The 11,586-nt window shown below is 60.5% G+C and carries 8 protein-coding genes and 2 pseudogenes; 8 read left to right on the top strand and 2 right to left on the bottom strand.

Annotated features, from left to right (window positions below; all coding sequences use genetic code 11):
- The first annotated feature begins 101 nt into the window (after nt 1-101).
- From dndC to AC2VOU_RS18765, 4 genes are read left to right on the top strand one after another with little or no spacing between them, the layout of a single operon-like run.
- Nucleotides 102-1,634 (top strand): DNA phosphorothioation system sulfurtransferase DndC, encoded by a 1,533-nt coding sequence (dndC, locus tag AC2VOU_RS18780; protein WP_486958721.1) that lies wholly within the window; start codon nt 102-104, stop codon nt 1,632-1,634.
- A complete protein-coding gene (gene dndD / locus AC2VOU_RS18775; protein WP_486958720.1) occupies nt 1,631-3,607 on the top strand; it encodes a DNA sulfur modification protein DndD in 1,977 nt (658 codons plus the stop codon). The genes dndC and dndD overlap by 4 nt, the downstream gene beginning before the upstream one ends.
- The gene (gene dndE, locus AC2VOU_RS18770; protein WP_486958719.1) at nt 3,604-3,996 is read left to right on the top strand and encodes a DNA sulfur modification protein DndE; all 393 of its coding nucleotides are present in this window, start codon (nt 3,604-3,606) and stop codon (nt 3,994-3,996) included. The genes dndD and dndE overlap by 4 nt, the downstream gene beginning before the upstream one ends.
- Nucleotides 3,993-5,450 carry a DNA phosphorothioation-associated putative methyltransferase gene (locus AC2VOU_RS18765; RefSeq protein WP_486958718.1) on the top strand — a complete coding sequence of 486 codons (1,458 nt, stop codon included), beginning with the start codon at nt 3,993-3,995 and terminating at the stop codon, nt 5,448-5,450. The genes dndE and AC2VOU_RS18765 overlap by 4 nt, the downstream gene beginning before the upstream one ends.
- Before the next feature lie 136 nt (nt 5,451-5,586).
- Here the strand turns inward: AC2VOU_RS18765 and AC2VOU_RS18760 are convergent, their stop codons facing one another.
- A complete protein-coding gene (locus AC2VOU_RS18760; protein WP_486958717.1) occupies nt 5,587-7,707 on the bottom strand; it encodes a ParB N-terminal domain-containing protein in 2,121 nt (706 codons plus the stop codon).
- A 102-nt stretch (nt 7,708-7,809) separates the two neighbouring features.
- Nucleotides 7,810-8,538 carry a hypothetical protein gene (locus tag AC2VOU_RS18755; protein ID WP_486958716.1) on the bottom strand — a complete coding sequence of 243 codons (729 nt, stop codon included), beginning with the start codon at nt 8,536-8,538 and terminating at the stop codon, nt 7,810-7,812.
- 619 nt (nt 8,539-9,157) lie between these two features.
- Here AC2VOU_RS18755 and AC2VOU_RS18750 point away from each other — a divergent pair.
- The 4 genes and pseudogenes from AC2VOU_RS18750 to AC2VOU_RS18735 all read left to right on the top strand — a co-directional run.
- Nucleotides 9,158-10,642: pseudogene (locus AC2VOU_RS18750) on the top strand (protein adenylyltransferase SelO).
- A gap of 69 nt (nt 10,643-10,711) precedes the next feature.
- A complete protein-coding gene (locus AC2VOU_RS18745; RefSeq protein ID WP_486958715.1) occupies nt 10,712-10,936 on the top strand; it encodes a DUF433 domain-containing protein in 225 nt (74 codons plus the stop codon).
- A 3-nt stretch (nt 10,937-10,939) separates the two neighbouring features.
- Nucleotides 10,940-11,269 carry a DUF5615 family PIN-like protein gene (locus AC2VOU_RS18740; RefSeq protein WP_486958714.1) on the top strand — a complete coding sequence of 110 codons (330 nt, stop codon included), beginning with the start codon at nt 10,940-10,942 and terminating at the stop codon, nt 11,267-11,269.
- 22 nt (nt 11,270-11,291) lie between these two features.
- Nucleotides 11,292-11,586, top strand: a pseudogene (locus AC2VOU_RS18735) (hypothetical protein); the annotation flags it as partial.

Below are 11,586 nucleotides of genomic sequence, written 5' to 3'. Positions count from 1 at the left end.
AAACACAGCACAACCATGAAAGCCATACCCGACGCCCCTGGGCAGTTCGAAGCCTACGGCCGAGGGCAACAACCACCCATCTAGAAAGGTAGGGAGGGACTATGACCGGCCAGACTATCCGTTCTCGCTCGGCGTTCGATGGGCTGGGTTATGCCCATGCGGTCGAGAACGTGGTGGCCCAAACCCAACGCCTCTACCTCGAAGACGGGGTACCGTGGGTCGTTGGTTACTCCGGTGGCAAGGACTCAACCGCGGTCCTGCAAATTGTGTGGCTAGCGTTGGAAGGTCTGCAGCCGGAACAGCGGACGAAGCCGGTGCAGGTAATCAGTACCGACACCCTGGTAGAGAACCCAGTCGTAGCATCGTGGGTCACGCATTCGTTAGACGTGATGGCCGAGGAAGCCGCGAGGCAGGGTCTACCGATTACACCGAACCGGTTGACTCCTGCTGTAGGAGACACGTTCTGGGTGAACCTGATTGGCCGCGGTTACCCAGCGCCGCGGCCTAAGTTCCGTTGGTGCACCGAGCGTCTGAAGATCAAGCCGTCGAACGCCTTCATCCGCAACGTGGTTCGATCACATGGAGAAGTTATCCTAGTTCTGGGCACTCGCAAGGCAGAGAGTTCGGTTCGCTCTGCCCGGATGACCGCATTGGAATCTCGTCGTTTTCGGGATCTATTGAGTCCAAATGAGTCTTTGTCCAACGCCCTCGTCTATTCACCGATCGAGAACTGGTCGAACGATGACGTGTGGACGTTTTTGATGCAGCAGACCAACCCGTGGGGCTACTCCAACAAGGAGCTGCTCACCATGTACCAGGGAGCGTCACCCGACGGCGAGTGTCCACTCGTCGTGGATGCGAGCACGCCGAGCTGCGGCGACAGCCGATTTGGATGTTGGACATGCACTCTCGTCGACAAAGACAAGTCGATGACGGCGATGATCCAGAACGACGAGGAAAAGGAGTGGATGCTGCCACTCCTTGAGATTCGGAACGCGCTTGATGTCGGAGACGATCGTCACCTCCGTGATTTCCGCAGAATGAATGGATCGGTCCAGCTGTTCCGCGGCAAGCCGATCCCGGGACCGTACACGCAGCCAGCGCGAGAGGACTGGCTGAAGCGTCTGTTGGAAGCGCAGGCATGGATTCGGGAAAATGGCCCAAAGTATGTTCGATCGCTTGACCTGGTCACGCTTCCGGAACTTGAAGAGATTCGACGACTCTGGGTGGTCGAGAAGCATGAGTTTGAAGACAACCTGCCGGGCATCTACGAAGCAGCCCTGGGGGAGAGCTACCCGGGGAGGGAGCTTGACGAACACCTTCCACTCGGCAAGGAGATGATCGAATGTCTAGAGGAAGTCTCCGGAGGTGACCGACTGCACTTCGAGCTAGTTCGCGAGCTCCTAGATATTGAGCAGCGACATCGGGCTCGAGTCCGGCGTGCCGGCCTGTTCGACTCGCTAGAAAGGGCACTACATCGCGGCTTCTACGACGACGAAGCTGACGCCCTCACGCGGGCCGAGAAGCGCAAGTCCGCGACGGAACGTCCAACGCAAGAACCTCAGGTGATTCCGCCGGACCCACTCGACATCGCTGATGGGTATGTTCGTTTCGCATCGGAGTCCGCATCGTGATCATCAACAAACTCGCGATTCACAACGTAGGGACGTTCGCAGGACGTCACGTCATCGATCTAACACCACCGTCTGGCAACAAACCCATCGTGTTGATCGGCGGACTCAACGGCGCTGGAAAGACGACCATCCTGGAATCAATCCAGCTGGCGCTGTATGGTTCGTTGGCGTATCTCTCGAGGAAGCAAGACGGTAGCTACGAAAATTACCTCCGGGGGCTCATCCATCGGGACGTGCCGGCCAGCGAAGGCGCAGCGATTGAACTGACCTTCACGGTGCATCAAGAGGGTGATGAACGGACGTTCTGGATCCGGCGCAGCTGGAAGAGTACGGGCAAATCGATCCGCGAAATTCTGCTCGTATCTGTTGACGGTACGCACAATCCGTCGCTGACCTCGACATGGAACGAACACGTTGAGACCTTCTTGCCGCGCGGGATTGCTGGCTTGTTCTTCTTCGACGGTGAGCAAATAGAGGCGCTCGCAGACATGGACCGTTCCCGTCAGGTCCTTGGTTCAGCGATCGACGCACTTCTGGGGCTTGATCTCGTGGAGCGATTGAACACTGATCTTGTTGTGCTTAAGCGGCGCCACCGAGGAGATCATGTTCCCGAGGACCTGCGGGTGCTCGTGGAGGACAAGAAGCAGCTCGTCACTTCACGTCGACAGGCGGAGGAAGTGGCGATTGAGGGTGAAGCCGCGCGCCGGACCGAGGTTGAGCGGCGACAGAAGCTTCTCTTTGAAGCGACGGAAGCATACCGTGCAGCCGGGGGAGATCTCTTGGAGCAGCGTGAATCTGCGGAGAATGCGGCTGCGATGGTGAAGGCTGCCATCGTGGAATGCGAGTCCGAAATCCGCCATGAGCTGGCCGAGTTGGCGCCGCTTCTTCAAGTCGGTGATCTGCTAGGCCAGCTTGCTCAACGTGTTAGTCTCGAACATGCAGCTAATCGCGATGCTGTTCTGGTGGAGGTCTTGAATGAGCGTGATGAAGCATTACTGGAACAGCTTCGAACTGCGAACGTGACGGATGAGGCCGTAAGCACCATCAGCAAGTTCCTGGACGCAGACCGAAGCCGGCGTGGTAGCTCGGCGGACACTGCCGAAATCATCGGGATCAATGACCCTGCAACGCTGGAAGTCCGGCTGATGATGCTCCCAGACGTTCGTCGTAGGCTGAAAACGATCGTGGATAGGCGAGTAGAGCTGGAGGAGAAGCTTGGCCAGGCAGAACGGGTACTGGCTGCCATCCCCGATCCGGAAGCATTAGCCCCGCTACGGGAACAGCGCGAGGAAGCACAAGACGCGATGGTTAGAGCGGAAGCGTCGTTCGCCATGGCTACCGAGTTGCTGCAGTCAGCTCGAAACGACCGCGACAAGGCTCAAGCGGAATACGAATCCACGCTCGACAAAGCTGCTAATGCCAATCTCACCGCCGAAGACGACAGGCGCATCGTCGAGCATATCGATCGCGTCACAAGTACATTGGAGCGGCTGCGGGTGTCCGCAACTCGCCGGCACGTGAAGCGAATCTCCGAGCTTGTCCTTGAGGCCCTTGACTCGCTCCTCCGCAAGCGCGACCTCGTTACTGACGTCCAGATTGATCCGGACACCCAGACGGTGTCCCTTACCGGGGCTGATGGCAGTCCGTTGTCTGCGACCGACCTTTCGGCCGGCGAGCGCCAGTTGCTAGCGGTCGCTCTGCTTTGGGGCCTCGCGAGAGCTGCTGGCCAACCTCTCCCAGTGGTGGTTGATACCCCGCTCGGCCGCCTGGACCGTTCGCACCGCGAGCACCTGTTGGAGCGGTACTTCCCGCATGCCAGTCACCAGGTTGTTTTGCTGTCGACGGACACGGAGGTTGACCGTGAAGCCTTCGCGCGACTCGTCCCACATCTCGGGCGCGTCTACCATCTCAAGTTCGATTCCGCCACGAATGCGACATACGTTGAAGAAGGCTACTTCTGGGGGGCAGCATGACGATAGAGTACGTTCGATTGTCACAAACTGCACGCGATCAGCTCGTAACTCTAAAGCGGCGAACGGGCATTACTCAATGGAACGTCCTGTGTCGGTGGGCTATTTGCAGATCCCTCGCCGAGCCCACACCTCCGCCGGTGGTGACGCTGGCGCTCGACAGCAACGTTGAGATGTCGTGGCGCACGTTCGGCGGTGATATCAGCGATATCCTCTGGGCGTTGGTGAAGTTGCGGTGCCACAATGATGGCTTGCCGCTTGCCGAGGACACGTTCGCGCAACAGTTTCGGCTTCACCTCCACCGTGGTATCGGGTACCTCGTTGGCGATCCGCGCGTCAGGGATGTAGCAGGGCTAGCCAGCGTAGGGTTGGAGGAGTCACTAGCTGTATGAATATGCCGACCATCGAGCGGCACAAAACTGCCCTAACGCGGGCAGCGTTGTCGCGCCCGTTGGCCACCGCGGTGGCCGATGGGTTATTGAATCCAGATTGCAGCGTCTTCGACTACGGCTGCGGCAAGGGCGACGACATCCGCAACCTACGCTCGCTGGGCTACGACGTTGAGGGCTGGGACCCAACGCATCGGCCTGCTGGGCACCGTAGGCCAGCGCGCGTGGTCAATCTCGGCTACGTCATCAACGTGATTGAGCGTCCGGGCGAGCGCGCTAACACTCTTCGTGCGGCGTGGGATCTGACCGAGGGGCTACTGGTCGTTTCGGCACGGATGGCTTGGGATGCCCGCGATCTCACCGGCAGGCCGATGGGGGATGGCCTGGTAACCCGTACTGGAACCTTCCAGAAGTTCTATAGTCAAACGGAGCTTGCCGATTGGATCGAACAGACGTTGGGCGTTGAGCCGCGAGCCGCTGCTCCAGGAGTCTTCTACGTATTCCGGCATGAGACCGAGGCACAGCGCTTTCTAGCTTCACGTGTCTACACATATCGACCACGTGTTTCCATCGACCCACAAACACACTACGAAGCCAACCGGGAAACGCTGCAACCGTTATTCGATTTCATGCGCCACCATGCTCGGCCACCCCGAGCAGGCGAACTCCCAGTCGACGCTACTGCGGCGATCCGCGAAGCGCTTGGCAGTGTTGGTCGCGCACAGCGTCTGATCCGGCGGGTCACCGAGGACAGTTACTGGGACCGAGTTGCGATCCAACGCCGCGCAGAACTATTGGTCTACGTCGCGTTGTCGCGGTTCCGACAGCGACCGCGCTTCTCACAACTCGATCGCATACTGGCTACGGACCTCCGCGCGCTGTTCGGTACTTACACCGAAGCATGCGTTCAAGCCGACCGCCTCTTGCTAGCGTGCGGCGACCAGGCGCTGGTCGCTGTGAATGCCCGCAGTTCTCGGATCGGCAAACAGACGCCAAGTGCGCTCTACGTCCACCGCTCGGCGATGGCCGAGATCCCACCCGTTCTACAGGTCTACGAAGGTTGTGCGCGGGTGCTGGCCGGTACGGTTGCGCACGCAAACATGATCAAATTGTCTATCCAGGAGCCCCAGGTGTCCTACCTCAGCTACCCGACCTTCGACCGCGACCCGCACCCAACGCTGCACTCGGCCCTGACTGTCAACCTGCGCAAGCTGAGCGTCGACTGGCGTGACTACAGCCGTTGCGAGAATCCGCCGCTACTGCACCGCAAGGAGGAGTTCCTGGGTGCTGACGATCCCAAGCGCCGACTGTACGAGCGGCTCACACGCGCGGAGACTCGAGCTGGGTTGTATGAGCGACCCGAGCGAATCGGCACTTTGAAAGGGTGGGAGGCGATGTTGGCAACGTCCGGGATGCATCTTCGAGGGCATCGCTTGCTGCCGGCGCACGATTTATAGAGTCTAACCGGGTGCCGCGACGGCATACTCGTGTTTGAGCCTCCACCCCTGCCCATCGAATTGTTGGTCTGGCGAAGAGTTGGCGTGGACTTGTGAAACGGGCGGCATTTCAGGAATTGCCGGTTCGCGCATCGATTTACATGTAATCGCTAATATCCGGATCGACTGCATCGCCGTTTTCAGCGCTCTCTGTATCGGGAGATAGCTCATCGCCGCTTAATATACCGTCCTGGTCGTCGTCCTCTATTGATGTTGTAGGAACCGAAACCTGGTTTGCCAACCAATGATCCATATCAGCAGCGGTGACGTTGAACCATTTAATTAGAGCCTGACGGACTTCGCTTCGAGCGTCTTCCACCGCCTGATCCTTGCGCTCCCGCTCGGTGAGTTCTGGCCGGGATGTTTTGAGCGCGCGCGCTTTTTCACCGGCGACATACGTTATATACGAAGCACGAGCAATATCGCGAAGCTCGGTGAGCTTGTTCTGATCGACGACTGGCGTAAGTTTTTGGAAAGCCTCCTCCGAAGTTAGGATCTCCAACCAGAAATATCTGAACTGCACGGCGCGCGGCATATCCATATTCGTGATGACATTGAGCGCATGTTTTGGGGTGCCGTCGCTTCGCCTGCATAACACTAGCCGACGGTCATACTCGCCAGACGTCTTGCTGAGCATCCAGGCGTTGACACCTTCCGCTACCCTCTCCGCAAGGGAAACCGCATCCGTGGAGGAGTTGGCCATTGTTAGCCGAAAAAGCGTGGCTAGCGTAAGGGCGATGCCGAGTTGACAGGCGTGCGTATTCATCGCTTGGTAGACTTGGTTCGACGCCTCCCGTTTACCCTTACTTCCCAGCAGCGCTTCTGCGCGTAGCTGCTCGAACTCAACTTGCTTGGTCGCGATCATGTCCCAAGCTTTTACGACATCAGGCTTACCGGGACGCCCGCCCCCGCCGGGGGGACGCTCTTCCGACCAGTATGTCGCGGAGTCGCGAAGGGTCCAGTACATTCCCACACCGCTAAAGAGGGCGTCGTGAGCCAGCGACGCGATCGCGTCGTCCACTAGCCACTGACTCTTCAATTTCGATAGCGCGCGCGCATGAGCGTTCCAGGCTTCGATCTTGCTGAGCAAGGTAAGGATCGCGCTGCTCCACGTGTCTCGGTACCTCTCCGTCAGTTTCGCTACGGCAGATTCCGGAAAGTCGGTATTTCCTAACCGGTCACGGGGGAATGGCTCATCGCCGTCAAGGGTCGCCGGGAAGAGAGAGGAAACCCCGAGCTGGACGCGCATGAAAGAGTTCCGCTGCTCGTCTGGCTCTCTTCCTACTATCGCGACATCTACCTTGTTGATGTATTTCGCTGGTCCAAAAACCGTGCGCGTAACCATCTGCTTAAGTACGTGGATATTCGTCAACGCAGACCACCGTGCAGACGTGGTTTTGGTGTCTGGGTTGTCATACTCTACGCAGTACAATGGGAGGTATTTGTTGTCGTCTTGGTTCCTCAACTGTGTAAGGGTCGTGCGGGTAAGGATGTTCGCAAGTTCGCCGTCAGACAACAGAATCAGGCGAGACTCGCTCGGCGTACGAGCTTCCTTGTTTACATCAACGAATAGTTTGCGAGCCGCCTTGTGTGGCTGTTTTCCCTCGCCGAACCGCTCGGGGAACCAGAGAAGAGTGACTGGGACTTCGATTTCGTGGATATCTTTGTTCTTCAAAGCTTGCTTGATGCGCGACTCATAGAAATATCGATACTTTGCCCCAGCACCCGCATTGCTCCAGGTTTGTCGAATTGTGCGGTCGATGGCTAATAGGGCCATAGCACGGTGCTGGCCGTCGATGACCACTATCTTGCAGAACTCTCCATTCCACCAGACTTGTCCCAGCGAGATCGGGCTGAGTTCACCCGTGGCATTTAGCAGGCGACGAACGCGAAAATGTTGACCAGCGTCCGTTTGACTCCACGTAAGCGCCTCTTCAACTTGCGCTGCAGGGCTAAATTCCGGGAACTCCGAGGGGCGTTGACCAGAGAACGGTAGAGCTATCGCAACAATGGGCGGAAAGAATGCCGGGCCAGTCCAATCCGTATTGAGTAGATACGGAACGAGACTCACTGCTACTCGGTGGTCATCGAGGTCGCGCTGAAGCAGTTGGTTGAAGTCCAACTCTTCCCCAGGTATTACCTCGCGAACAGGCACCAGGTGTTCAGTAAGCCGGCGCTCCGGATCGGTTGCGTCGATGCCGAGGCGCGCCTTTGTCATGAGGTACGCTACTGTGCCCGCTGGAGTTATAAACTCACCAATCAAACCCTGCGCGTGATTCTGAAAAGCGGGCGTATTTGTTAATTGACTAAGAGACATCGATCATTGCCTTCCGAGGACAGGTAAGAAAATTCGTTGGAGGATCCATTCGGTAGTCTCCGCGACGACCCGGGGAGAATTTATTGCATCGCTATCTCCAGATGTGTCGGCCAACGTAAGGTTGGCTGGGAGGATCCAGCACTGGAGGTGTTCTAGCTGGAGTCCAGTCGCGGCAAGGCGCGACCCGAAGGAATCTCCTTCGAATTGCATTTTCGTGGCAATTGACGGGTCCAAGCGAATCTGCGCTCGTGCGTTCTCATAATCTGCCCGATGAGCAGCAAGCCGAAGCCGTAGATTCGTCGACACTCCAATGTATAGCGGACTTGCGAAAACTGGGGTTGCGGCGCGGAGTAATGTAATAAGCAACCGACGGAGATCGTGTTGAGCTGCCAGCCCATCGAGTTTATTGTCGACAACAGTGCCTTCATTATCGGTGATCGAGTCCGCTATGGAGTCGCGCCGAAGCGTGCCTGACCAATTCAGCCTGTAGGTTCCTGTGCCGCGTACGTGGAGCGGGTTGGGCTGGTGCACTCGGGCGTAGTCGGAGACCGCGTTCGTGAGATAGCGAGTTGCGAGATCGACCCCGCCGTTGACCTGCGGCTTCCAATCGTCATCAGCCAGTGTGAGCCGGGCATACCATGCGTAGATACCCGGATCGTCCGGAGCCATATCCAGATCGAGTGCGCTCAGCTCAAGCACTTGGGGCGCGGTATCGGTCTGCGACTTCGGCACGTTCTGATCATATTGAACGGGGCACCAAGATGGGGCGAGGTTGGTTGGGGCGTCGGGGAACAGCGGGGGGTCGATGGGCATGAATCAGGTCAAAAGTGGTCGCCGTTCGTAGTTGGTACGCAAGCCATCCACGGGCGACTGAGAGCGCCCGCCAGGCGGCGTGGTCGCTCCCGATGCCCGGACAGCACAGCCGGGGCTGGTATGCGGTTGTGCGGCCGAACGCAGTGGAGATACACGGCGCGGCCCTCGGCGCGCAGCTGCTTGACCGCCCACACCTGCGCCCGTGCAGTGCCGCCGATTCGGCATGCGTGGCGCGCGCGGAGATTTTCAGCCGCCCTCGGCCGAGCGCACCGAGGGCGTCTGCATACCCACGTCCTTGGCATGCGGGGACCACTCGTGCCAGCGATCGACGATGCGGTCTTGGACGACCTGTCGTGCAAGCTAGCCCTGGTGGCTGCCACCAGCACGGTTGTCGCGCCGCTCGATCGGAGTTTGGACGACACCGTCCCATGAAGGACGGATAGCGGGACTCGATCAGAACCGGAGCCGACAGACGCGCCGATCACCCAGCGCTGCGGCCGGCCGCGGCTGTTGAAGCCCCACCCGGAATCTGGACATCGTGACCGCCCCACCCGCCGGAATCGTCGTCCTGGACAACTGCTTCGCCAGCGACCTTCCGGATCTGACGGTGCCGTGGCAGGCCGAGACGCCACCCGAAGCTGCTGGTGCTCAACGAGCCGCTGGCGCAAGAACTCGGCCAGGACCCAGCCTAGCTGCGCAGGCCCGCAGGAATCGGCCTGCTCACCGGCACCGCGCTTCCCGACGACGCCAACCCGACGACGCCAACCCGGTGGCGCAGGTCTACGCAGGGCACCAGTTCGGCAACTATGTGCAGCTGCTCGGTGACGGCCGGGCGCTGCTGCACGGCGAACTCGAAGACGCGCAAGGCCTCCGCCGCGACGTGCACCTGAAGGGCTCCGGCCGTACCCCGTTCGCCCGCGGCGGCGACGGATTGGCCGCGGTCGGCCCGATGCTGCGCGAATACATCGTCAGCGAAGCCCTGGATGCCCTGCGCATCCGCACCACCCGTTCGCTGGCCGTCATCGCCACCGGCCGAGACGTCAGGCGCGAACACACGCTCCTGGTGCGGTGCTCACCCGGGTGACCGCCAGCCACCTGCGGGTGGGCAGCTTCCAATTCGCCGCCGCCCGGGGCCCCCAACACCGGCGACCTGGATCTGCCGCGCCGGCTGGCCGATCACGCCATCACCCGACACCACATCGACACCACCAAAGCGGACAACCGCTACCTGGCGCTCCTCGACGCGGTGATCGCCGCCCAGGCGTCGCTGATCGCGCAGTGGATGCTGGTCGGGTTCATCCACGGGGTGATGAACACCGACAACATGACGATCTCCGGGGAGACCATCGACTACGGGCCGTGCGCGTTCCTGGACGCCTATCACCCGGAAACCGTGTTCAGCTCGATCGACCACGCCGGCCGCTACGCCTACGCTAACCAGCCGCTCGTCGCCCGGTGGAACCTGGCCCGGCTCGCCGAGACGCTGCTGCCGTTGATCGCCGACGACGAGCAGCGGTCGCTGGATCTGGCGATGGGCGTCCTGGAGCGGTTCATGCCGGGCTACCACGCGAACTGGTCGGTCGGCATGCGCGCCAAGTTCGGCCTGACCGCCGACGACGATCCCATCGCAGTCGGGATCCTCGTCGACCAGGCGATGGCGCTGTTGGCGCAGAACCGTATCGACTACACGTCGTTCTTCCGCCACCTGGCCGCTGCTGGCCGGGGCGACGCCGAACCCGCGCGCGCCATGTTCGCCGACACGACGGCATTCGATACCTGGCTGGCGCAATGCCAGGCCCACCACCCCGACTCCGACGCCATGCACCGGGTCAACCCCGTCTACAACCCGCACAACCACCTCGTCGAGGAAGCCCTCGCCGCGGCCAACGACGGTGACCTGGCACCGCTGCACCGACTGCTGGACGCGGTCACCGACCCGCACCGGGAACGCGACGGGATGGAACGCTACGCGCCACCCGCGCCGCCGGAGTTCGGTGCCTACCGCACCTTCTGCGGGACGTGAACGGGGTGGCTTCCGTAACCGGTTTCGCGACACCGACACCGAGGGGCCGTCCGACAGTATCCTTTCTCCATGGCCGCACTGGATCGCATCACCATCGACCCGCAGATAGTCCACGGCCGGCCGGTGATTCGTGGAACCCGCATGCGCGTTGCCGACGTGCTCTCGTTACTGGCAGCCGGGGCGCCCGAGCAGGAGATTTTGGCGGACTACCCCTATCTGACCGCCGACGATGTCAAGGCGTGCCTGCGGTACGCCGCAACGCAGGCCGACCATGCGATCCTGACCACGTCATAGCCGGTGCGGTTCCTGATCGATGCGCAGCTGCCGCCGGCGCTCGCGCACATGCGCACCGATCACGGCCACACCGCGGGGCACGTTGACGAAATCGGACTGGGCGACGCTGCAGACCGAACCCTCTGGGATCACGCGCTCGAGCACGATGCCGCGCTCGTCACAAAATACGAGGATTTCTACGACATGCTCACGCTGAGTGATGCTGCACCGGTCATCGTGTGGGTTCGCGTCGGCAACACCCGGCGCCAAGAATTGCTCAAATGGTTCCAGCCGTCGATTGATCGCATCGCCGAGCTGGCCGCTGCCGGAAATCGGCTGATCGAACTGCGCTGAAGCAAACATGCGGCGGCGGACCAACGGCGGCGGGTTCGACAGCCCGACAGCGGGATTGGAAGTCCTGGCCGGTGAGCAGGTCACCGATGAGATGCGCCAGGTCGTCAACATCACCTTCGACAACGCCCGCCGCAGCAGCTACGACCTCGCCGGCCTGGTGCCCGAACTTGGCGACGTTCCGCTGCAGGTGCACGCCACCTACTCGCGGGAGGAGATTCTGGCCGCGCTGGACTTCACCTCTCAGCAGCGCACCCCCAGCACCATGCGCGAGGGCGTCGCCTGGTGTGCGGCCGTCAACGCCGACGCGTTCCTGATCA

The organism is Mycobacterium sp. TH-M25, from assembly GCF_057473665.1.
This window is presented reverse-complemented; position numbering and strand designations above follow the sequence as displayed.